Annotated in this window: 20 protein-coding genes; 1 reads left to right on the top strand and 19 read right to left on the bottom strand. The window is 42.4% G+C overall.

Annotated features, from left to right (window positions below; genetic code table 11):
• Positions 1-584 precede the first annotated feature (584 nt).
• The 14 genes from panF to Q0I54_RS08445 all read right to left on the bottom strand — a co-directional run bounded on the left by panF (position 585) and on the right by Q0I54_RS08445 (position 13998).
• A complete protein-coding gene (gene panF, locus Q0I54_RS08510) occupies positions 585-2066 on the bottom strand; it encodes a sodium/pantothenate symporter (protein WP_296117981.1) in 1482 nt (493 codons plus the stop codon).
• Complete coding sequence (locus Q0I54_RS08505; protein ID WP_296117980.1) at positions 2059-2313, bottom strand: YhdT family protein; 255 nt, start codon at positions 2311-2313, stop codon at positions 2059-2061. Before Q0I54_RS08505 ends, panF begins: the two co-directional genes overlap by 8 nt.
• An 88-nt stretch (positions 2314-2401) precedes the next feature.
• Entirely contained in the window at positions 2402-3064 is a 663-nt protein-coding gene (locus tag Q0I54_RS08500; RefSeq protein ID WP_296117977.1) for an HAD hydrolase-like protein, read from the bottom strand.
• 29 nt (positions 3065-3093) lie between these two features.
• Positions 3094-3924 carry a 2-amino-4-hydroxy-6-hydroxymethyldihydropteridine diphosphokinase gene (gene folK / locus Q0I54_RS08495; RefSeq protein ID WP_296117975.1) on the bottom strand — a complete coding sequence of 277 codons (831 nt, stop codon included), beginning with the start codon at positions 3922-3924 and terminating at the stop codon, positions 3094-3096.
• Position 3925: 1 nt separating this feature from the next.
• A complete protein-coding gene (gene folP / locus Q0I54_RS08490) occupies positions 3926-4732 on the bottom strand; it encodes a dihydropteroate synthase (RefSeq protein ID WP_296117972.1) in 807 nt (268 codons plus the stop codon).
• Between the two features lie 86 nt (positions 4733-4818).
• Positions 4819-5442 (bottom strand): HD domain-containing protein, encoded by a 624-nt coding sequence (locus Q0I54_RS08485; protein WP_296117970.1) that lies wholly within the window; start codon positions 5440-5442, stop codon positions 4819-4821.
• A 112-nt stretch (positions 5443-5554) separates the two neighbouring features.
• Positions 5555-6925 carry a folylpolyglutamate synthase/dihydrofolate synthase family protein gene (locus Q0I54_RS08480; protein ID WP_296117968.1) on the bottom strand — a complete coding sequence of 457 codons (1371 nt, stop codon included), beginning with the start codon at positions 6923-6925 and terminating at the stop codon, positions 5555-5557.
• The gene (locus Q0I54_RS08475) at positions 6922-7476 is read right to left on the bottom strand and encodes a 5-formyltetrahydrofolate cyclo-ligase (RefSeq protein ID WP_296117966.1); all 555 of its coding nucleotides are present in this window, start codon (positions 7474-7476) and stop codon (positions 6922-6924) included. Before Q0I54_RS08475 ends, Q0I54_RS08480 begins: the two co-directional genes overlap by 4 nt.
• Positions 7477-7682: 206 nt before the next feature.
• Positions 7683-8009: a rhodanese-like domain-containing protein gene (locus tag Q0I54_RS08470; RefSeq protein WP_021739533.1), complete on the bottom strand. Its 327-nt coding sequence runs from the start codon at positions 8007-8009 to the stop codon at positions 7683-7685.
• Positions 8010-8130: 121 nt separating this feature from the next.
• Positions 8131-9102 (bottom strand): alpha/beta fold hydrolase, encoded by a 972-nt coding sequence (locus tag Q0I54_RS08465; protein WP_296117963.1) that lies wholly within the window; start codon positions 9100-9102, stop codon positions 8131-8133.
• Between the two features lie 70 nt (positions 9103-9172).
• Entirely contained in the window at positions 9173-10534 is a 1362-nt protein-coding gene (locus tag Q0I54_RS08460) for an MFS transporter (RefSeq protein ID WP_296117961.1), read from the bottom strand.
• A 16-nt stretch (positions 10535-10550) separates the two neighbouring features.
• Positions 10551-11264 carry a TetR/AcrR family transcriptional regulator gene (locus Q0I54_RS08455; RefSeq protein WP_296117959.1) on the bottom strand — a complete coding sequence of 238 codons (714 nt, stop codon included), beginning with the start codon at positions 11262-11264 and terminating at the stop codon, positions 10551-10553.
• Between the two features lie 404 nt (positions 11265-11668).
• Positions 11669-13666: a sodium-translocating pyrophosphatase gene (locus Q0I54_RS08450; protein ID WP_296117957.1), complete on the bottom strand. Its 1998-nt coding sequence runs from the start codon at positions 13664-13666 to the stop codon at positions 11669-11671.
• Positions 13667-13869: 203 nt separating this feature from the next.
• Positions 13870-13998 carry a hypothetical protein gene (locus tag Q0I54_RS08445; RefSeq protein ID WP_296117955.1) on the bottom strand — a complete coding sequence of 43 codons (129 nt, stop codon included), beginning with the start codon at positions 13996-13998 and terminating at the stop codon, positions 13870-13872.
• Positions 13999-14103: 105 nt separating this feature from the next.
• Between Q0I54_RS08445 and Q0I54_RS08440 the strand changes: the two genes are divergently transcribed.
• On the top strand, positions 14104-15378 hold the full coding sequence (locus Q0I54_RS08440; RefSeq protein WP_296117953.1) for a M18 family aminopeptidase: 1275 nt from the start codon (positions 14104-14106) through the stop codon (positions 15376-15378).
• Between the two features lie 476 nt (positions 15379-15854).
• On the opposite strand, the gene Q0I54_RS08435 is transcribed toward Q0I54_RS08440, so the two are convergent.
• The 5 genes from Q0I54_RS08435 to Q0I54_RS08415 form a co-directional block, all read right to left on the bottom strand.
• Positions 15855-18095, bottom strand: coding sequence for a DNA topoisomerase (ATP-hydrolyzing) subunit A (locus Q0I54_RS08435; RefSeq protein ID WP_296117952.1), 2241 nt, complete (start codon positions 18093-18095; stop codon positions 15855-15857).
• 12 nt (positions 18096-18107) lie between these two features.
• Complete coding sequence (locus Q0I54_RS08430) at positions 18108-20030, bottom strand: type IIA DNA topoisomerase subunit B (protein ID WP_296117950.1); 1923 nt, start codon at positions 20028-20030, stop codon at positions 18108-18110.
• 228 nt (positions 20031-20258) lie between these two features.
• On the bottom strand, positions 20259-21281 hold the full coding sequence (locus Q0I54_RS08425; protein ID WP_296117948.1) for a DUF4349 domain-containing protein: 1023 nt from the start codon (positions 21279-21281) through the stop codon (positions 20259-20261).
• A 65-nt stretch (positions 21282-21346) separates the two neighbouring features.
• Complete coding sequence (locus tag Q0I54_RS08420; RefSeq protein ID WP_296117946.1) at positions 21347-22273, bottom strand: immunoglobulin-like domain-containing protein; 927 nt, start codon at positions 22271-22273, stop codon at positions 21347-21349.
• Between the two features lie 7 nt (positions 22274-22280).
• Entirely contained in the window at positions 22281-22820 is a 540-nt protein-coding gene (locus tag Q0I54_RS08415) for an RNA polymerase sigma factor (protein WP_296117945.1), read from the bottom strand.
• Between the last annotated feature and the right edge of the window lie 248 nt (positions 22821-23068).

Here is a 23068-nt window from a genome sequence, read left to right as displayed (position 1 = left end):
TTTTTTCAAATTGTAAACCCACTTTTTTTCTCAAATCGTCAGATAATTAGACAATTCTTCTTGATTCATTCTATTGTTTCTAAATTATTTTAATTATCTGTTTATTTTGTTTTGTATTGCACAATTTTACCTTGTATTTATTTATAAAAAAATTTACCTGCAGGAATCAAATTCATGTGTTACAGGTAAATTTTTCGAATTTCATATTCAATTTGTTCTTTTTCGGAGATGTTGACTAAAATTTAATATTATGAAGGGCGAAATCAGAGACTCCTTCTGCAACCGCTAGTCGCTCGCTACCCTCGTTTCGCAAAAATAGATACACATACATGATACACAATACTACTGTGAAAAACAGTTATCATTTCCAAACTGTAAACAGAAAAATCGAAAAAATTTATCTCGACGAGCGGTTGAGTGAACGACTGAGTTTCACAAGGTTTTGCGCGAGTGGGAACCGACCAGCTTTTATAGGAGGTGGGAACGAGCGCGATGAAACCGCCGTGAAACAAAGGAAGTGAACGTCTAGCGAGTGAGATAAATTTTTTCGATTTTTCCTTTTATAATTTACTGATTAACACTCATTAAAAGTACAGTTTTAAAACTGTATCATCTGTTTTTTTGCCAACTACGGAACCAATCACCATGCAAAGCAGTGATACACTGATGCCGATCAGAATCTGGTGCAGATTCGCGATTTTCAATCCAAAAAACATGGTCACACAATAGCATAACGTGCCACCGATGATTGCGCTGATCGCTCCGGCTTTATTTGCCTTTTTCCAGAACATACCAAGTAAGAAAATCCAGAAGAATGCACTTTCCAGTCCACCAAAGGCAAACATATTGATTTTCCAGATGACACTTGGTGGATTGATGGAAATTCCGAAAATAATAAGTCCTATCACCAAGGTACAAATCTGGCTGAGCATCGTTGTTGTTTTTTCAGATACCGCATGTCCCTTTTTCTCTTTCTCATGCATATACACATCTTTTACAATGGAAGATGTCGTGCTCAGCAGCAGAGAAGAAATCGTTGAAATAGATGCTGCAATTGGTCCAATGATACAAATTCCGGCCACTAATGGTTTTAAGGAACCTGCAATAGCAAGCGGAATGATATTATCCACACTGTTTCCATAGTCTGACAGATTTCCGGTCAGCACACCTGCGGACAATACACCAATAAAGTTCATGCCAATATTCATAGCGCCAACAACAACGGTACCAAGAATAATCGCATGATGCAGCGATTTTGTATCTTTGTAGCTTAAACAGCGCACTGCTGACTGCGGTAATCCTAATGTAAAAATACCAACCAGCATCCACTGGGAAATATACAGACTCACCGGCATATTTCCACCGGATAACGGCTCCAGCATCTCAGGCTTTGTAGCTGCAATATTTTCCATAATTGTCTCATAGCCGCCGCCCTGACGGATAATACCAATGAGCAAAATCACCATACCTGCCAGCATAACTACCGCACAGATGGCATCTGTAATCGCTACGCCGCGAAATCCACCGACAGTCGTGTAGATAACAACAACAAGGCCGAATACGATCAAACCGGTGAGATAAGAATATCCTGTTACTGCCTCAAATAATTTCGCACCACCTACAAACTGAGCAACCATCGTTGCCGCGAAGAAAATAACGATGATAATTGCGGAAATATTTGCCAGCACATCGGACTGATACCGATGTCTGATCACGTCAATAATAGTGACTGCATCAATTTTTCGTGAAACCATTGCCATTTTTTTACCAAGGATACCAAGCACCAACAATAATGCAGTCACCTGAACGACGGACATATAGATCCATCCAAATCCAATGCTCCAGGCCTGTCCCGGTCCGCCGACAAAGGAACTTACCGAACTGTAAGTTGCAACGGTGGTCATCGCCAGTACAAAACCGCCCAGACTACGGGAACCGATAAAATAATCTTTTACAAAGCCCTCAGAAGCCCTTTTTGCAGATGCCCGGCGCACATAAATACTTACGATCAGCATAATGATCATAAAAATAAACACCGGCATCAAAGCCAGAATATTCTTATTCATCCTCGTTTTCCTCCTCCAGTTCAAAGTCTTTAAATACACGTTTCATCAGATATACAACGACAATAATGGAAAATATCCATGTGCCGATGCACCCCGTGATCGCCCATAACGGAGTATGGAAAATAGTGATATGTAACTTACTTACTCCAAACCCTGCAACTATCCAGAACACGATAATTGCAATCACTGCCCAAAGGACAGATTTTGCCTCTTTTGCGATCTGCCGCATTTTTTCCTTTCGCTTCATGACGTCCTCCCTCATTTTTTGGCTCGTGTCAACGATTCCACATTTCACTCAATTTTGTTCTGATTTTTCATCTCTGATTAAATATAACCTATAACAATGCTTCCCGTAATGCTTTCTGGTCTTCATATACGGCCACAGCACCGGCATTCCACATTTCTTCTGCGCCTCCGAATCCATAGCCTACTCCGATGCAGTCGATACCGCCTTCCTTTGCGCCATCTGCATCATAATGCGTATCTCCGATCAGCACCGTTTGTTCTTTGGAAAAATCCGCATACTGTGCTTTCATCCGTCGAAATGCTTCCTGTAATACTTCAATTTTTGTATCAATTCTGCCATCATGACTGGCACCGACTACTTCGTCTAATTCTGTCAGCAGATCAAATTTTTCCAGCACCTGGCGACACTGTGCCTCCGGCTTGGATGATGTGATGACCTGAATGTATCCTGCTTCTTTGAAAGCCTGAATCGTCTCACGTACGCCTTCAAATAATTCACACTCATATACTCCGATTGGTATATAGCGCTCCCGATAGCGCACAATTGCTTTTTCTGCTTCTTCCTCGCTGAGTCCGCAATACGTTGTAAAAGAAAAACGAAGCGGAGGTCCGATAAACTTCCGCAGTTCCTCCTCTCCTTCCAGATGGATTCCGTAAGGTTCCATGGCATATTTCACACAATTTGTCACACCCTCATAAGTATTCGCCAGTGTGCCATCCATATCCCAGAAAATAAACTTATACTTCTTCATTCACTACTCCATTTATTCTTTTTATTTTATCAGCTATTCTGTGTCTTGCTGATCAGTTCCTGGCGAAGCTGCGCAACGGTCTTATGCAACACCGGATGGACTTTTCCCGGGCAAAGCATGTACAGTGGTTCCAGCACAAACAATCGGTTCTGCATATCGATATGTGGAATGATCAGATCTGACTCTGCTACAATCTCATCATCATAAAAAATAATGTCCAGATCGATGGTGCGCGGTCCCCAGTGAATCACACGCTCCCGCCCCAGATCTGCCTCAATCTTGTGGATTCCGATCAATAACTCCTGTGGTGTATACAATGTTTCCAATTTAATCGCACCATTTAAAAATGCGGGCTGATCCGTATAGCCATATGGCGCTGTCTCCACCAGCTTTGATACTTTTACATTGCGGATTCCCGTGCATTCCTGCAAAAGTCTCACTGCTGCCCGCAAAAACTGCTGGCGTTCTCCAAGATTCGAACCTGCAGAGAGATAGACTGTATGCCAGCCTCGGCTGATCTCCACCGATACATTTTCCAGAGGCAGTCCAATCGGTGCCCATGGTTTCCGGATCTCCAGATCCAGTTTCTGTAAAAGCGGATATTCCATCAGTAGAGCCTGTGCCATATGCTCTGCAACTGCTTCAATCAGCTTAAATGTATGATTTTGCATGTAACGTGTAATAAAATGACAAACCTCACCATAGTTGATAGATTTTTCCAGATCATCTGAATAACCGGCTGCACGCGTATTTGTGTACAATGTTGCATTTACCAGAAATTTCTGTCCCAGTTTTGTTTCCTCGGAAAACACCCCATGGTGTCCGAATACTTCCAGATTCTGTATTTTTATACGATCCATATTACGCCTCCATAATCGCTTTTGTCATCTGAATTGCCTGTTTATTTGCCTTGATATCATGCACACGAACAAAAGCATATCCCTGCTGCACCGCAAATACGGTTGTCACAGCAGTTCCCAGTGCACGGTCGGTCACAGGTGTGTCGAGTGTCAGTCCGATCACAGATTTCCGGGAAGTTCCCAGAAGCAGCGGATAGCCAAGAGTTTTCAGTTTGTCCATGTATTTGATGGTGATCAGATTCTGCTCATACGTTTTTCCAAAACCAACCCCGGGATCCAGAATGATTTTATCATCCGCAATACCGGCTGCTTTTGCCAGCGTCACGCACTCTGCAGTTTCATCGTACCATTCTTTCAGGAAATCTGCATAGTTGCTGTTATCCCGGTTGTGCATCAGACAGCATGCCACATCACCTTTAGCGATCACTTCTGCCATCTTCGGATCATATTTTAATCCCCAGATATCATTGATCAGATCTGCACCTGATGCAATTCCTGCTTCTGCTACTGCACTTTTGTAAGTATCCAGTGAAATCGGTACATCAAATCTGGCTTTTACCGCTTCAATGATCGGCGCCACACGGTCAATTTCTTCCTGATCTGTAATTTGCACATGACCCGGACGGGTGGACTCTCCGCCAATATCGATGATATCAGCACCTTCTGCCAACATTTCCTCTGTATGGCGCAGCGCCGCATCCAGGCAATTAAAATTACCGCCATCTGAGAATGAGTCAGGTGTCACATTCAAAATGCCCATAATATATGTCTCGTGATCTGTGTCAAAATTCTTTATTCCTATTTTCATTTTTCTCATTCTCCTTATAACTAAAGAAATGTAATATCTCTAACCTACACAATATATATACATCTGGTTATTTTCAAAGCTTTATTTCACCAGGTAATGGTCTGATTACGTTCCTCGTCACTCCATTTACAGGAATCTGCCGCTTCACATAAAAAGCAGTTTCGTGACAAATGGTCTGCTCTGCGGATATAGTATTCCATGGTACCTGCTTCATTTTTTTCTTCCGCACGTCCATGATGTACACCTACAATCTGCAGCGTCTCATCCATCCAGGCTAATGGATATCCAATCTCAGCCAACAACTGTTTTGCAATCCGCACACCCGCTTCACTGTGATGCTCTCCGGTCTCGTACTGTGCCACCCGTCCGATATCATGCAATAAGCCCGTCACATAAAACTGATCCTTTTTTTTACAAAAATCTGCCAACTGCTCTGCTTTCCTGGCTTTCACAGGCTCCGATTCACTTGTAAATCCAGCTTCCAATTCGCAATTATTTTTCAGTTCAGTATCCATTTTTTCAGCATCTGATCCATATTTGAGATTTTTCTGCATTTGATCCTCAAGATACATCATCCATGCCATACGACAGACATCCAGTGCATGTGACAGCTCGTGATGGCAATAAATCCGCTCCTGCTCAATCTGCTGCACACGCTTCTGCAAACGCAGAAATTCCGGATGTTTCAGTAATTTTTCCGTAAACTTCATAAATATTTCTTTTCCTGTTTTACACATTTTTGCAACGCTGTTTTTCAATTTTTCATGCTTTCAGCATTACTGGTAAAGCGGACATTCGCAATCCGCTTGCGCTACTTGCAATTTATTTACAATTTTCATACGCTTCCCGCACATTTCGCAGATAGGATAACGAACCAAATGCCAATATCATATCTCCTTTTTGCGCATCCCGTAAAGCATATAATACCGCATCCTGCACATTTTCACAATATCGTGCATCAATCTTTTGCTCTAAAAGCTGTTTTTCCAGTTCTTTCCCATCCAAAGCCCGTGGATTTTGCGGCGTAACCGTATAAACATGATCTCCCGGTCGGAACATCATCTGAATCATTTTTTCGTAGTCTTTGTCTGCCAGCACGCCCATGATATACACGATTCTGCGGTCGGAAAATCCTTCATCCAATGTTTTTCGAAGTTTGCGCACCGCATCTTCATTATGCGCCCCATCCAGATAGAAATCCGGTCCCGTTCCGATTTGTTCCATACGACCGTGCCAGATGGTATGTGAAAGTCCCTGTTGAATCACAGTTCCTGTGATTTTCGGATACTTTTTCTGTAGAATCCGCAATGCATTTATCACACAGACTGCATTTTCTACCTGAAATGCACCGCAGAGGGAAAGTGTAACTGGAATACACAGAAAATCTCTTTCTGATTCTTCTTTCTGGATATTGTTTTTTACAGCATTCGGTGCAATACATAGCTCATTGCTATTTCTCCTTGGTGCTTTCCATTCAAATGCATACCGACCATCTTTTTGCGTTATGTTCTGCACCTGAGAGATATTCGCAACAATCAACTCTGCCTGCATTTCTTCTGCTTTCTTCTTAATGACTTCCATTGCTTCCGGCTTTTGCTGCATGGTAACTACCGTCACCTGTGGTTTGATTATGCCGCTTTTTACAGTTGCGATCTCTGCCAGTGAATTCCCAAGAAAACGGATGTGATCCATACTGATGGATGTCAGCACGCTGACCAGTGGCTTTTTGATCACATTAGTTGCATCTGTCGCACCGCCCATTCCGACTTCAAGCAATGCCATGTCACAGTTTTCTTCATAAAACCATAAAAAGGCTGCCGCGGTTTCCACTTCAAACCGGGTAGGATGTGCCATTCCCTGTGCCACCAGTTTTTCACAGGCCGCTTTTACCCTTGTAAAAAGCTGTGCCAGCCGTCCTTTTTCTATATTTATGCCATTCATCTGAAACTCATCTTCATAAACAAATACATCCGGCGTACAGAATCTGCCCACGCGATATCCGGCTTCTGTCAAGACCTGGGAAAGCATAGCGCCCACAGAACCTTTTCCATTTGTACCACCGATGTGTACCAGTGGGATTTCATCCTGTATATTGTCAAGTTCTGCCATCAGATTCTGAATACTGGTCAGACCCAGCTGACTACCATATTTCTTTGTTTCTTCCAGGAAATCCATTGCTTCTATATAATTCATTGTCTTTTCCATACTCCTTTTTCTGTCACCAGATATTCCATAGGCAGATCATTTTCTTCTGTTGGCAGGTGATTCGCCACCTGCAGTTCATAAGCCACTCCTACTTTTACACAATCTGTTTTTCCTTTAAAAAACCGGTCATAGTAGCCTTTGCCATAGCCCATGCGGTTACCCTGACGGTCAAAAGCTACTCCCGGCACAAGCACCAGAGCTTCTTCCCAGTCCACCGGATAATCTTCCTTCGGTTCCATCACATGAAACGTTCCCTCTTCCAGTTTTGAAAAATCACTGATTTCAAAATATTTCATTGTATCGCCAAATACTTTCGGAAATGCAATACGTTTGTTTTGTCTCCATCCTTCTTCGATTACAGGGCGGATATCTACTTCATTGCCAAGTGGCGCATACGCCAATATTCTTTCTGCCTGCTGAAACAAATTACTTGAGATGATGTTCTGGCAGATTCGATCTGATTTTTCTTTTACTTCCATCTCGCTCATTTTATTTCGCAGCATCTTGTACTGTTTTCTGATTTCTTTCTTTTCCATCATTTACCATTTCTGTACCATATCGTTTTTCGTAAAGCGGACATTCGCAATCCGCTTTATATGTCGCTAAATTATTAGTCAACCGTCTTTTGCATATTCCGCTAATTATAACGCAAATACGGCATAATATCAATTTGTTTTGATATTATGCCGTATTTATTTTTCCGTATTCATTTGATTAACAAGCGTCAATCGCCAAATTTCATATTTTATTTCATTTTCTTCAATGGACCTTCATGCTCTTCCATTCTTCCTCCTGGAATCGCATTTTCATATCCCATTTTCTTTAATTTTTTTGCTGCCTTTTTCGGTTCATTATCATAGCTTCCAACGATATAAATTTTTTTCTCCTTATCCGGAACACGTTTTTCAATCAGTTCTAACTGCGTCATTGGAATATTGATGCTTCCGCTGATATACCCGCGTTTATATACATCTTTGGCACGAATATCGATCAGTACTGCATTTTTATCTGTTCTTGACTCATTAATGGCATCATTTACCGTTAAAACCTTAAATCGATCAAAAATCCCCATTTTCTGTTTCTCCTTCACCTTATCTTTTCTTTTATGCCCGTTATCTGCCATACCTTTTTTACGTGCAGAATCCGATTGCATGTAGAACAGTATATAACCGCCCATAAAATCTGGCAAGCTTTTATTTCTGAAGAAACGCAAAAACCTTATTGATATACTTGTCCATCGTCTCATCATTACTGCTGTATGTCTCATGTTTTGTTTCCGACAGATACAGGTATTCACATTCAGCTATACCATGTTTTTTAATCTTATCAGCAAACTTCTGTATTTGACTTGTCCACACATAATCGTCCCATTCTGCCTGAATGATCAACATCGGTGCCGTATACTTTTTCCACGCATGACGCATCAGATACGTGTTCATCTTTGCAGCATTCGACAGCCAGCTGTAAGATGCCGCACAGATCTGCATCTCTTTTGTTGCTTTTCTGCGTTCGTTAAAGCGCGTAAATCTCGGTTTTGATGTAGATGCACTTGTCTCAAATGTTTCACTCGCTTCATATGGTTTCTGTCCAAGCACATAATGTTCTGCTTTTCCGATTAGGCACTGGAGCGTTGACACCGACGCTGAAATTCCCCACGGAACATTTGCAGTATGTGGTCGGATCATCGGAGAATTTAAAATCACATGCTGAAACCACTCCGGCTTCCATGCAGCTGCAATGCCGCCTATCGCACCGCCCATAGAATGTGCAAACAAATTTAAGTGTAAATCCGGATGTTTCTTTCTGACATACTCGCAAACATGCAGGAAATCTCTGACATAACGTTTCCAATTATCAATATGTACCAGAGAAGGATCTTTCGTCAGACGATAACTCAAACCGTGTCCGCAATGTTCCGGCAGATAGACATGATATCCTGCCTGCTGAAAATAATAAACCAGCTCATCGTATTTCGGTGCCGATTCTGTATAACCATGACAGATCACGATCACACCTTTGGGATTCTCTGCCAGATAGCGCATTACATGAATTTTTCCAATACCATCATAACTGCTGATATATCCACTTTTTCCATGCTTCTTTAGATACGGCTCCACTATTTCCTTCATCACTGTATCATATTCTTTTTCCCGAATTATCTCCATGACGATTTTCCTCTTTCCCTCAAATCCTTTTCATCAACCAATCTATTACCAATAGCATCAAAGAAAACATCTACCTCTTTGCTTTTGTAATAATCCCATTAATCCGTTTCTCATTATAAAACATCAGAATAATACCGCCAACACAGCAAAATACTGCTGCTCCAAATGCTGCGATCCGATAACCGGTTCCGTTTCCCGATCCAATCGTAGAAACTGCCGTAAAAATCAGCATAGACAGACTCTGACCAAGTTTAAATGCAAAAGTTCTGGCCGCATAAAACATTCCCTCACGATTACTTCCAGAAGTCATCGCATCACTCTGCGCAATATCTGCCACAACCGCCTGCGGTAAAATACCGAAAATAGCCATTGGAAGTGCTGCCACAACGGTAAGGATCAGTCCCTGAACTGTCTCTGGAATAAAGGAAATTTTTCCCATGAATCCAGTGTAAAAATAACAGATACTGAATACCGCAAATGCAAACAGAATCATTTTCTTCTTGCCAAGCTTTGGCGTGAGCTTATTTACCGGAATATAAAATACCAGTGACAACGCCGTCATACCAACAAAATACAATGTTGTCATCGTCTCTGGAAGTTTCAGCAGACTGGTTACAAAAAACGGCAGCCCCGTCTGAAACATCGTTAAAGCAATCCAGTAAAAAATATCCGATCCGACAAATTTCCGAAATTCTCCGTTTTTGAAGGTTTCCACCAAAGACTTAAATACAGACTCTTTCGCCGGAACTGTATTGACATAATCTTTTTCCTTAATGCAAAATACCGGAATCAGCATACAGATGAATGCAACCGCTGCCATAATCGTAAACGTCACGCGGATTGCACCGATTCTGCCAAACACCGGAATAAAGTTCCCCCAGATTGTTGGTGCCAGATAAGCTACCGCCGTACCTGCAATAAACGTAAAGGAAATCACTGTGGAGATATTTAAGCGCTCCTGCTGCGTATGTCCGAGTTCTGGAATCAGCGCATTATAAGGCGTACAATATGCCGTAATTGACAGATAGTATGCTAAAATCATAATCAGCAGAAATACAGCATTGATCCGACTGTTTTTGTTCACCGGTGACCAGAATACAAGCACGGTAGAAAGTGCCAATGGCAGGGAAGCCCATTTCAAAAATGGAATCCTTCGTCCATTTTTCGATGTACACCGGTCTGAAAGCGATGCAATCATCGGATCCGTAAACGCATCAAAAATTCTTCCAAACGCTGTAATTCCTCCGATAATCGTAAAAATTCCAAACACAACCAATCCTTGTGGAATAAACACCGTCTGCCCCTGACTGATGGCCGTGCTGTCCGGCTGATAAAAATAAACTAACCAGTTTGAAATAATGCCGGATAACATCGCCCATCCAAACTGTCCCGCCGCAAACTGCCAGATTTTTGCTGTTGATAATTTTTTCATAACACCCTTCTCCTTTTCATCCTTTTTTCATTCCATCCAATAATAACTGTGAAATCACACGAATCTGCTGATCACCTGCCACAATCTGATCCGACAGCAGAATATCTCCTGCCACGGACAGTTTTTCCATCAAAGCCAGCATTGCGTGGGTCAGAGAAAAATACATTTCATCCACAGAACAGTGAAATACGAGGCTACCGTCTCTTTGCCCTGCTTCCAATGCATTTGTCATATACGGCTTTAAGTTCAAAATACCGGTCTCATAATTAGCAAGTCCATCTCCGGATATCTGATACTTTTTCACAAACACATCAAACTCCTGTAAAAATTTCAGAAATGCCTTCTGTTCTGCAAAAATATCGCAAAAAATCTCCATAATTTTCTGAAGCTGGTCTGCTCCACTTTTTGTTGCAGACACCAGATACTCCTCGCCCGCTTCCATATCTGTTTCTGCATCAGATTGCTCTGTAACTTCATTTAACTCTCCAAGATATTTCTGTGCTACTTTTTTCCAATAACACTGTGCGGTTTCAACCACAAGCTCTATCTTTGTTGAGAAATAGCGGTATACAGTAGCAACTCCCACCTTTGCACGCTTTGCGATCTCCTCCATGGACGTATCCTCAATACACGTTTCCCAAAATAACTCCATCGATGCAGTTATTATCTGGTCTCTTTTCTGTAATGCCTGCCGTTCTCTTGCAGAAAGAATTTTCTCCGTCTTCTCCATACTCCGTTTCACCACCTCTTTTATGATAGTAATACTATCACTTTTATTTTCATCTTACAATACATATAAATATTTATACTTATTTTTCATCACTATTGCACAATATTATCCTATTTATTTTGTATCATATGGCAATGCATACCATTAGTAAACTGCCAAACATCCCCTATTGCACACCACATCTCACGTGCGTTCGCCTTGAATTGCAAGCCGCTTTCACTACTTGTTCATAAACACAGCCTCTTTGTGACCGGCCACTGTTTTATCTCAATGTTAAAAAAATCGGAAACTCTTATCCTGGCAGGCGATTGTTAGCCGCCGGGATAAGAGTTCCCGATTTCATATCATAACCTGAATTTTGTTAACCTTACATTCATTCAATTCAGGTAACTATTAAGTTCGAACTAGAACATTAAGATTCCACCGATAGATAAGAATAACGGTGCGAATACTAAGGACACGATTGTCATCAGTTTGATCAGGATGTTGATGGACGGACCTGATGTATCCTTAAACGGATCACCTACAGTATCACCAACAACGGCTGCTTTGTGCGGCTCGCTTCCTTTTCCACCATGATGTCCACCCTCGATGTATTTCTTAGCATTATCCCATGCACCACCTGCGTTTGCCATGAAGATAGCCATCATAACACCTGTAGCAAGTGCACCGGCAAGAAGTCCACCAAGAGCATCCGGTCCTAAAAGGATACCAACGATGATCGGAACTACGATAGCAATGATACCCGGAAGAAGCATCTCTTTTAATGCAGCCTGTGTAGAAATACCTACGCAGGATTTGTAATCCGGTCTGCTTGTTCCTTCAAGGATTCCTTTGTCAGCTTTGAACTGACGACGAACTTCCTCGATCATCTTGTAAGCTGCTTTGGAAACAGCTTCCATTGTGATAGCAGAGAAAAGGAACGGAAGCATTGCACCGATCAACAGACCAATGATAACAGTCGGAACCAGTAAGTCAATCTTGTTTAAGTTTACAGCCTCTGCATAAGATACAAACAGAGATAATGCTGTCAGAGCTGCAGAACCGATAGCAAAACCTTTACCGATTGCTGCTGTTGTATTACCTACAGAGTCAAGAGAGTCTGTGATTTCACGAACGCTCTCATCCAGTCCGGACATCTCTGCGATACCACCTGCGTTATCTGCGATCGGACCATAAGCATCAACAGCTACTGTACTACCTGTTGTAGCAAGCATGCCTACTGCTGCAAGAGCGATACCGTAGATACCAGCGAACTGATATGCTGCGAAGATACCGATTGCGATCAGGATGATCGGAATTGTACAGGAGTGCATACCTACTGCAAGACCACTGATGATATTTGTAGCTGCACCTGTCTCAGACTGCTCAGCGATTTTCTGAACATGTTTAAAGTTGTCAGATGTATAATGCTCTGTAACTGTACCAATGAGAACACCTACGATCAGACCTGCGATGATAGCTCCGCATGGCAGGAAAGAACCAAGTAATGGTTTGGACAGGATTACTGCAACAACTACAGTGATCACGTTTGCAATGTTCTCACCAAATTTCAGTGCTTTATGAGGATCAGAACCGTCTTTACCACGTACTAAGAATACGCTGATGATGGATGCGATGATACCAACTGCTGCGATCAGAAGCGGATACAGTGCACCAACGAGCGGGTTTGCTGCGGATTTGTAAGCCAGCAGACCAAGTGTGATTGCGGATACGATAGAACCAACATAAGACTCAAAAAGGTCAGCTCCCATACCGGCAACATCACCTACGTTATCACCTACGTTATCAGCGATAACAGCCGGGTTACGAGGATCATCCTCCGGAATACCAGCCTCAACTTTACCTACCAGGTCAGCTCCTACGTCAGCAGCTTTTGTATAGATACCACCACCTACACGTGCGAATAAAGCTACAGAAGAAGCACCAAGGCTGAATCCGAACAGAATAGAATCATTTTTTGTAACAAGGTAAATGATGCTGACACCAAACAGTCCGAGACCTACTACGCAAAGTCCCATAACTGCGCCACCGCGGAATGCGATCGGCAGTGCTGCAGACATACCTTTTTCTTTTGCTGCATTAGCAGTTCTTACGTTTGCTCTTGTAGCAACATTCATACCGCAGTAACCTGCGATGATTGAGAAAAATGCTCCGATGATGAAGCATACCGCTGTTGCCCAGCTGATTGCAAATCCAACTGCGGCAAATACAACTACGATAAAAATAACGAGGATTTTGTACTCAGACATCAGGAATGCCTGTGCACCCTCATGGATTGCTGCTGCAATTTCTTTCATACGGTCTGTTCCTTCAGACTGTTTTTTTACATTGGCAGCTAATCCAGCGGCAACCAATAATGCAATGATGCCGATGATTGGAATAATAAAAGCCCAAGTCATGATGTATTAACTCTCCCTTCCATTTTTGCGAAGTATGTTCTTGTATATGTCATACTTCATTGTGAATCATCAATTCCCACATCTTTCATATTTTACAACATTCATTCCTCTTTTTGCAAAAAAATGATGTCATACACATAAAAGCCTGCAAAAATTGCCTAGGCATTATACTAGCATATAAAAAATAGCCTTGTCAACGATTGTTATGCATTTATCAATCTATTCTGTGCAAATTCAACTATCAGTACACTTTTTCTCCCCTTGTTTTCGTCATTATTCCATGTGATTTTTCCTGTTTTTTCTACATTTTTTTCAGAATCACCATTTTTCATGTAAAATCAAACTCTTTTTATTTTCCAAATAGCATTGGTCTGTGCTACAATAAGCAAAGGTCTTTTATAGACCTATTTTCAAAAAACAGATTGAGGTGAAAATTTATGCAACAGAATATCGCAACAGAATTGACTCATTTTATAAAGCATAGTCCTTCAGCATTTCACGCAGTGGACACTATGAAGAAAGAATTTCTCTCAAACGGCTATACTGCACTTTCAGAAAATCAGCGTTGGAATCTGCAGGCCGGCGGACACTATTTTGTCACCCGAAACGACTCTTCCATCATTGCCTTTTCTATTCCGTCAAATGGTTTTGACGGCATGCGCATCATGGCAAGCCATAGCGACTCTCCTTCCTTTAAAATCAAGGAGAATCCGGAAATGGAAGTGGAAAAACATTATATCAAACTGAATGTAGAACGCTATGGCGGAATGATTTTTGCACCGTGGTTTGACCGCCCGCTCTCTGTGGCCGGACGTGTGATCGTAAAAAATCCTTCCACCGGCAAACTGGAAAGCAGACTGGTAAATGTAGATCGTGATCTGGTGATGATTCCAAATCTTGCAATTCACATGAACCGTGAAGCAAACAATGGATACAAATATAATGCACAAAAAGATATGCTCCCGCTCTACGGCATGAGCAGCGCGAAAGATACCTTTATGCAAACAATTGCTCAAGCAGCAGGTATCTCCACAGATGACATCCTCGGTCACGATCTCTTCTTATATAACAGAGAACCGGCCAGCATCTGGGGAGCTTCCGAAGAGTTTGTTTCTGCCCCACAACTGGATGATCTGCAATGTGCATTTTCGTCCATGAAAGGATTCTTGTCCGCAGAAAAAAACAATTTTCTTGCTTTACATTGTGTATTTGATAACGAAGAGGTGGGAAGCGGCACCAAACAAGGGGCAGCATCCACATTTTTGCGTGATACACTGGAGCGGATCCATGAAGTACTTGGCTATGATCAGGAAGATTACCGCATTCATCTGGCAAACAGTTTGATGCTCTCCGCTGACAATGCACATGCAGTTCATCCAAATCATACTGATATGGCAGACCCGACAAACCGCCCATACCTGAATGGTGGTATTGTGATCAAATTCAATGCAAACCAGAAATATTGTACCGATGCAGTATCCGCAGCAATGTTTCGCGATATCTGCAAACAGGCAGATGTACCAGTACAGACGTTCACAAATCGTTCCGATATTGCAGGCGGATCCACACTGGGAAATATTTCAAATACACAGGTGGCACTCAATACAGTGGATATCGGATTGCCGCAGCTGGCCATGCATTCACCATATGAGACAGCCGGAGTGAAAGATACCGAATATCTTGTACGGGCGGCTCATGCATTTTTCTGTTAAAATGGCTTAAAATTTAGTATATAAAAACAAAATCAGAGAAAATTTCCTCACTCACTAACCGTTCACTGCCCTCGTTTTGCTTCGGTTTTATCGCGCTCGTTCCCAACTCTCATAAAAGCTGGTCGTTTCCCACTCGCGCAAAACTCGCAAAACTCAGTCGTTCTCTGAACCGCTCGTCGAGGAAATTTTCTCTGATTTTTATTTACGTTATAAAATTAGCAGCCATTTGCATAGTAGCATACACTACACGTGCTACTCATAATCTGCGCATGCAACAATGTACTTATTATTTATTTCCAAGATTTATATGCATGCGCGGCACGACGTAAGGGTAAGCAGTGTGGTTTTGACGCACAGGCTAAAAATAAAGGGACTCTGGCTATTTTTTCTCTGTAAGCGATTGTTAGCTACAGAGAAAAAATCGCAGAGTCCCTTTTCATAACTTATATTTCTAACCACACAATTACCCGAAACTTCTACTTCTTTACCCCGCGGGTATCGCGGTTTGCAACTCTCAGCCGGTTCAGATGAACCGCCTTTTCTTTTACCATAATAATCTCTTCTTTTTCATTATTCAGCTGCCATACATCCGTCAACAGTTCTCCGGCGCCAAGGCGCATACCACGCACACCGACTGCTCCTTTTTTCTTCTCCGGAATATCTTCGGTAGCAAAACGCAGGAAATAGTTTTTCTGTGACTGGAGCACTAATGTTGTCTCTGGTTCTGCCACTGCCATGTACAGGATTTTGTCTCCTTCCTGCAATTTTGTAGCTGCAGTGGTTCGTTTAGAAACGTCAAATTCACTGCCTGCCACCAGTTTGCACATAGACTGTTCTGTCACAAAAAGCAGCTTCTTGTCCATGATAGATTCCAGTGCAGTGATGTATACAATATTTTCTGTGCTGCTGTCATAATTACTGATATTGTCCACTGGAATTCCCTTATCACGGAATTTTCCATATGGAATATCAGCAACTTTTACCAGATGCATCTGACCATTATCCGTAAACAGACAGATTTTTCCATCACTCATACAAGGAACAATCTGCTTATTTTCACTGTCTGCCGCTTCTTTGTTGCGCTCGTAAACGGAATTATCCACAGTTTTCACATAACCGAAACGATCCATCAGCAATACAACCGGAACAGCTTCTACTTCTTTTTCTTTGTATACAGCTGCTTTTCCGTTTTCAATCATAGTAAGTCTCGGATGTGAAAATTCTTTTTTCAGTGCCTTAAGCTCTTTGATAATGACTTTTGCCATCGCAGAACGACTGCCAAGAATTTCCTGATACAGTGCAATGTTTTTCAGAGTTTCCTCATGCTCTGCCATCAGTGCTTCAATTTCCAGTCCGATCAGCTTGTACAGACGCATTTCCAAAATGGCTGTTGCCTGTCGCTCGGAAAAATGAAGCATGGAAGCTGTCTTTTCGGAAAGTTTGGATTTGAATTTGATTCCTTCTGTCTCTCCGGTGATCAGGCATTTTTTTGCCTGTTTGATATTTTTACTTCCACGCAGAATTTCTATGATCAGGTCAATGACATCACATGCCTTGATCAGACCTTCCTGAATCTCACACTTGTCCTGCTCTTTTTTCAGCAGTGTTGTATACTTGCGGGTTGCAAGTTCGTACTGGAATTGTACGTTGTGTCGGATTACAGATACTAATCCCATAGTCTCTGGTTTACCATTGGCAACTGCCAGCATATTTACACCGAAGGTATCTTCCAGTCGTGTCTTCTTGTATAATAAATTACACAGATTCTGTGCATCCGCTCCTTTTTTCAGATCAATAACAATACGGATACCTGCTTTGGAAGATTGGTTGGAAATGTCCACGATATCGGATGTTTTTTTCGTTTCAACAAGACTGTATACATCATTCAGGAATTTGCCGATATTTGCACCAATCATGGTATAAGGAATCTCAGTGATAACAATACGTTCTTTTCCGCCCTTTACCGGCTCAATCTCAACTTTTCCACGCAGTTTGATCTTGCCATTTCCGGATTCGTAAATAGAAACCAATTCATCTTTATTAATAACGATTCCACCTGTCGGAAAGTCCGGTCCCGGAATGTACTCCATCATTTCTTCTGTAGTAATATCCGGATTTTTCATGTATGCAATCACACCGTCAATGACTTCACCCAGATTGTGCGGCGGAATGCTGGTTGCCATACCTACCGCAATTCCCTCTGCACCATTGATCAGAATATTCGGTACTTTTACCGGAAGTACGGAAGGCTCTTTCTCTGTCGCATCAAAGTTCGGGATAAAATCTACCACATCTTTATCTAAATCTGCCAGATACGCCTGCTGTGTGATTTTCTGCAAACGTGCCTCGGTATAACGCATTGCTGCAGCTCCGTCACCCTCGATAGAGCCAAAGTTTCCGTGTCCATCTACTAACGGCATACCGTATTTGAAGTCCTGTGCCATCACGACCAGGGCTCCATATATAGAACTGTCACCATGGGGATGATATTTACCCATGGTATCACCGACAATACGCGCGCACTTACGATACGGGCGGTCATAGCGGATGCCCAGCTCATGCATATCGAACAGCGTTCTGCGCTGTACCGGCTTTAATCCGTCCCGCACATCCGGCAGGGCACGGGCAATGATAACACTCATTGCATAGTCAATATATGATTTCTGCATGATCTCCGAATACTCGGTTCGGATGATCTGCTCTCTGTTTTCAGCCATGTTTTTCTCCTACTAAATATCTAATTCAGCATCATTTGCATGCTCATAAATAAACGCTTTTCGCGGCGGCACATCCGTACCCATCAGCATTTCTGTCACATCCGATGCCATTCGTCCGTCCTCGATCTCTACTTTTTTCAGCATACGTGTCTCCGGGTCCAGTGTGGTCTCCCAGAGCTGTTCTGCATCCATCTCACCCAGACCTTTGTAACGCTGCAGTGTAAAGTTTCCTGTGTGTGTCTTACGGTAACGCTCCAATGCTGCATCATCATAGAGATACTCTTCTTTTCCCTTTGACGGAATCACTTTATAAAGTGGCGGCATCGCAATGTATACATGCCCCTCAAAGATCAGTTCCGGCATAAAGCGATAGAATAATGTCAGAAGCAGTGTGGAAATATGCGCACCATCCACATCGGCATCTGCCATAATGACAATCTTGTCATAACGCAATTTGGAAATATCAAAATCATTGCCATATCCTTCGGAAAAACCGCACCCAAACGCATTGATCATTGTCTTGATCTCCGCATTGGCCAGCACTTTATCGATACTTGCTTTTTCAACATTCAAAATTTTTCCACGTATCGGAAGAATCGCCTGGAAGTTACGGTCACGGGCAGTCTTAGCTGACCCTCCTGCAGAATCTCCCTCGACGATAAATATTTCACATTTAGAAGCATCCCTGCTCTCACAGTTTGCCAGTTTTCCATTGGAATCAAAAGAAAATTTTTGCTTTGTCAGCAGGTTTGTCTTTGCTTTTTCTTCTGTCTTACGAATTTTTGCTGCCTTTTCCGCACAGGATAATACTATTTTCAGTGTCTCCAGATTTTTATCAAAGAATAACTGTATTTCATCTCCGGTTACCTTCGCTGTAATACGGGAGGCATCCTGATTATCCAGTTTTGTCTTGGTCTGTCCCTCAAAACGCGGATCCGGATGCTTGATGGAAATAACCGCGGTCATACCATTACGCACATCTGCGCCGGTGAAATTTGCATCCTTTTCCTTCAAAATTCCAAGTTGACGGGCATATTGATTCATCACTGTGGTAAAAATCGTCTTGAAACCAGTGATGTGTGTGCCTCCCTCTGCATTGTAAATGTTGTTACAGAAGCCAAGAATATTTTCATGAAACTCATTGGTATACTGAAATGCAGCTTCCACGGTGATGCCTTCGCTCTCTCCCTTGAAATAAACCACGTCATGCAATACTTCTGCTTTTTTATTCAGATCACGGACAAATCCGATGATACCTTCTTCTTCATGATAAACGATATGCTCCGGCTCCTCACCGCGCAGATCCTCATATACAATTGTCAGATTCGGATTCAGATATGCAGTCTCATGCAAGCGACTTTTTACTTCATCCTCTTTGAATCTTGTCTTTTCAAAAATTTCCGGATCCGGGAGAAAATTAATCCTTGTTCCGGTCTTTTTGGTCTTTCCGATTACCGGAAGCAAACCATCTACCAGCGGCTCCACAGCCACTCCGCGCTCATAACGGTCATGGTGAATTGCACCGTCCCGGCTGATCTGTACATCCAGATAGGTGGACAATGCGTTTACTACGGAAGATCCAACCCCGTGCAAACCTCCGCTCGTCTTGTATACAGAATCATCAAACTTTCCTCCGGCATGCAGCGTGGAAAAAACAAGTCTTGCCGCAGGAACACCTTTTTCATGCATTCCAACCGGAATTCCTCGTCCATTATCCTCAACGGTACAGGAACCATCTGCTTCCAGCGTCACCTTAATTTCACTGCAGGCTCCTGCCAAATGCTCGTCCACCGCATTATCTACGATTTCATAGATCAGATGGTTCAAACCTTTGCGGGACACACTTCCGATGTACATGCCCGGACGCTTACGAACTGCTTCCAGACCTTCCAGTACGGAAATACTCCCCGCATCATATGTTACTTTATCTGCCATTTTTTCATCCTTTCAACTCAAAGTATCTTTTTCGAACAAACTCCCCTTTTTGTGAACAAAACTGCTCTTTTAAGGTGATTTAAATTGTTTTTGCGTTCTTTTCCCAAAATTTCGAGCAAATATATGCTTGACATTGAACAAATGTTCACTAAAGTTTTTCTATTTTACCACAAAAACGGGAATCCCGCAAGGTGGATTCCCGTCACAGCCAACTACAGCTGTCGTTTCTTACTTTTCTGTTTTTTCCTGTCCGCCACTTTTTCTCTTTTTCCAAAATTTGCGAAGCACAACAATAACTACCACGCAAATGATAATGATTGGAAGCAGGATTGGCAATCCGCCCAGTAATCCAACCATAAAATTCTGAAGTCCCTGTCCCATCTGGTACAGATTATCATTAAATTTTGCTTTCACACGCTCCCCAAATGTTGTTCCCGCTGTGGAACTTTCCCGGTCTACTTCATACAGATCCAGATATACCGTACTGTAAGTTACCTGATTGTCATAGACACGAAGCTGTGATTCATAACTTTCTATCTCATAACGCACATCCGTGATCTGGGACTGGATAGCCAGAATATCTTTCATCGATGTGGCCTGCTCCATCATGGAAAACAATGCATTCAGCTCTTCCCGCAGTGCTTTAATATGGGTATCCAGATCTGTATACTGCAGCGTAACATCCTCCGTACTTTCGCCAAAGGATCGCACATTAGACGCATTTTTCACTTCGCCCACAAAATCATCCAGTTTATCTGCCGGTATACGAAGAACAAGATATGCATATCGTGTCATATCCATTCCATAATCTCCGCCAACATCTGAATTTTCCACATAACCGCCGGCACTTTTCGTTTTCGCACGTACTTCAGCCACCAATGTATCAAACTCGGTCGTTTCTGCTGACATATGGACTGTTTTGATCAGTTTCTGCTCTGTGTTAACCCCTTCCACCTGTTCAAATTCTGTTCCATTCGTATCTGTTCCCTGTTCTCCGGAGTCCTGTGCACTTTGTTCCACGGCATCGTCTATATTTACCGCTGCTTCTGTGGCACCACCTTCAGTCATTGTTCCCGCACTGGTCATTTTCTGACTTTCTGCCTGAAAACCTCCGAAACCACTTTCACTGCGATTTGTGCCACTGCTGTCTGCACTTGACTGCGCACTTTTTCCACATCCCATTGTGAACAGCATACATCCAACTAACAGCATACAAAGTATCCATTTTCCCGCTTTTTTCTTTTCTCTCATGATTCTTCTCCTCCTGCAATCACTGCTGTTAACTGACATCACTTTCGATCTGAATTGGCTATAGCTTATCTGACATTAAATTCAATCTGAATTAGCTGCACATACTGGTCGCCACCATCGATATTTCCAATGGAAATATTTTTCTGCAGGCGATAATGCCCTGCCTCAAGAGAACCGTATACATTTGCCCAGTCTACGTACCAGTCAAACCAATTCTGTTTATCCCCTGACTTCACAAAATGCAAAATATCGTGACAAGCGATTTCATACTGCTTTTGACACTCCATCCATGTATCTGTCGCCTCATCATAAACTTCTATACCTTCGTAATCATCTCCAAAACTAATATCTTCATCACCGTTATTTGTCAATCTTACTTTCAGGGATGTTGGTGTCACTTCTAGCACTTTTATATCCACATTCTTTGCAAGAATCCCCACAGATGCCGATGTGTTTTCCTCTGTACCCACCGAATCCCGACTGCCTTCTTTCTTATCCTCATTTAAAACATTAGATTCATTCTCCTGCGTATCCGAAGCATCCACGTTTCCACTTATTGTATCAGCATAATCTGACTTTCCCATTTCAAGGCTTTCCTCCTCGCTTGCAGTTTCCGTTTTTGCCGCCGAACCGGAAGTTTCATTCTGTGATGTTTTAACATTTCCACGCAAGCCAATCCAGCTTCCACCTGCCACAACCACACATACGATACAAGCTGCTGCCACGCGGGTCCATCGCCGTCCACGCACTTTCTTTTTCTGCTGTTCTTCTGCCTGTTTTCCCTGTTTTAAAACAAACTGCATCTTTTCAATAAACGGCTTTGAAAATGCATGCTGTCCTTCCGTTTCCATCTTTTTCTGCGTCTGCTGCGCTTCTTCCTGCATACAATCCGCCAATGCCCGTTTCAGCACTTCGTCCGCACCTCGCACTTTTCTGCCTTTTTTATAAACATGTGCGACTTTATCTGCTCTGTCCTGATTTTGTCTGTTCATTGCTCCCTCACTCCTCTCTCAGAAGATTCTGCAATTTTTTCCGTGCCCGGAAAATCCGCACATTTACCACTTTTGGTGTTACTCCAAGCAGATTGGCAATCTCCCTGTCGGAAAGCTCATGCAAATATTTAAATTCAAATACCACACGATAAATTTCATCCAGCTTCTGAATGGCCTGCAAAATGCGTTCATAACTTTCCTGTACCAGATACTGGTCCAAAAGATCTTCTCCGAAAACTTCTGCTTCCTGTTTTTGGGAAGCTTCTTCCTCTTCCGTAATTCCCTGGCGTTTTCGTAAGAGATCCGTTGCTTTATTTTTTACAATGGTTGCCAGAAAATTCCGCGTTGCTGCAGATTCCACACTGCCAACCTTGTCCATGTGACGTGTCAGTGCTAAAAAGGCCTCCTGCACCGCGTCCTCCGCCAGATGTTCGTCCTGCAACCGTTCACGCGCCAGGTACCATAGAAAATATCGATATTTATGATAAAGCTGAACAAATTTGGACCGGTCCTCGTCGCTGTCCAGCATGGTTAAAAACAAAAGCATAACGTTTCCTCCCCGTTATTTGTGTGCAGTCTCGAAATCTTTTTAAAGATTCGAAAAACCATTTACAGATATCCGTAGTAAAAAGATTGTGATTTATCTCTTCTATATATAATAACGGAAAAAAGGTGTCGTTTACTACAGGATTTTTTATTTTTATACAATTCTTGTTTATCTTGTTGTTGGCTGAAATTTAATTTTTAATACGAAAACGAAGCATCCTGTCAGGACGCTAGACGCTCACTACCCTC

Source organism: uncultured Eubacterium sp., from assembly GCF_934295145.1.
Classification (GTDB): domain Bacteria; phylum Bacillota; class Clostridia; order Lachnospirales; family Lachnospiraceae; genus Eubacterium_I.
Note: the sequence above shows the minus strand (reverse complement) of the source record. Positions and strands in the feature narration are given on the sequence as shown.

Excerpts from the sequence above, each read along its gene's own strand:
- Q0I54_RS08460 (WP_296117961.1), bottom strand. The coding sequence starts at position 10,534 with ATGAAAAAATTATCAACAGCAAAAATCTGGCAGTTTGCGGCGGGACAG.
- Q0I54_RS08420 (WP_296117946.1), bottom strand. The coding sequence starts at position 22,273 with ATGAACAGACAAAATCAGGACAGAGCAGATAAAGTCGCACATGTTTAT.
- Q0I54_RS08500 (WP_296117977.1), bottom strand. The coding sequence starts at position 3,064 with ATGAAGAAGTATAAGTTTATTTTCTGGGATATGGATGGCACACTGGCG.
- Q0I54_RS08475 (WP_296117966.1), bottom strand. The coding sequence starts at position 7,476 with ATGATGGAAAAGAAAGAAATCAGAAAACAGTACAAGATGCTGCGAAAT.
- Q0I54_RS08440 (WP_296117953.1), top strand. The coding sequence starts at position 14,104 with ATGCAACAGAATATCGCAACAGAATTGACTCATTTTATAAAGCATAGT.
- folK (WP_296117975.1), bottom strand. The coding sequence starts at position 3,924 with ATGGATCGTATAAAAATACAGAATCTGGAAGTATTCGGACACCATGGG.
- Q0I54_RS08480 (WP_296117968.1), bottom strand. The coding sequence starts at position 6,925 with ATGAATTATATAGAAGCAATGGATTTCCTGGAAGAAACAAAGAAATAT.
- Q0I54_RS08415 (WP_296117945.1), bottom strand. The coding sequence starts at position 22,820 with ATGCTTTTGTTTTTAACCATGCTGGACAGCGACGAGGACCGGTCCAAA.
- panF (WP_296117981.1), bottom strand. The coding sequence starts at position 2,066 with ATGAATAAGAATATTCTGGCTTTGATGCCGGTGTTTATTTTTATGATC.
- Q0I54_RS08505 (WP_296117980.1), bottom strand. The coding sequence starts at position 2,313 with ATGAAGCGAAAGGAAAAAATGCGGCAGATCGCAAAAGAGGCAAAATCT.
- Q0I54_RS08445 (WP_296117955.1), bottom strand. The coding sequence starts at position 13,998 with ATGAAAAATGGTGATTCTGAAAAAAATGTAGAAAAAACAGGAAAAATC.
- Q0I54_RS08430 (WP_296117950.1), bottom strand. The coding sequence starts at position 20,030 with ATGGCAGATAAAGTAACATATGATGCGGGGAGTATTTCCGTACTGGAA.
- Q0I54_RS08470 (WP_021739533.1), bottom strand. The coding sequence starts at position 8,009 with ATGGGGATTTTTGATCGATTTAAGGTTTTAACGGTAAATGATGCCATT.
- Q0I54_RS08465 (WP_296117963.1), bottom strand. The coding sequence starts at position 9,102 with ATGGAGATAATTCGGGAAAAAGAATATGATACAGTGATGAAGGAAATA.
- Q0I54_RS08435 (WP_296117952.1), bottom strand. The coding sequence starts at position 18,095 with ATGGCTGAAAACAGAGAGCAGATCATCCGAACCGAGTATTCGGAGATC.
- Q0I54_RS08485 (WP_296117970.1), bottom strand. The coding sequence starts at position 5,442 with ATGAAGTTTACGGAAAAATTACTGAAACATCCGGAATTTCTGCGTTTG.
- Q0I54_RS08455 (WP_296117959.1), bottom strand. The coding sequence starts at position 11,264 with ATGGAGAAGACGGAGAAAATTCTTTCTGCAAGAGAACGGCAGGCATTA.
- folP (WP_296117972.1), bottom strand. The coding sequence starts at position 4,732 with ATGAAAATAGGAATAAAGAATTTTGACACAGATCACGAGACATATATT.
- Q0I54_RS08450 (WP_296117957.1), bottom strand. The coding sequence starts at position 13,666 with ATGACTTGGGCTTTTATTATTCCAATCATCGGCATCATTGCATTATTG.
- Q0I54_RS08425 (WP_296117948.1), bottom strand. The coding sequence starts at position 21,281 with ATGAGAGAAAAGAAAAAAGCGGGAAAATGGATACTTTGTATGCTGTTA.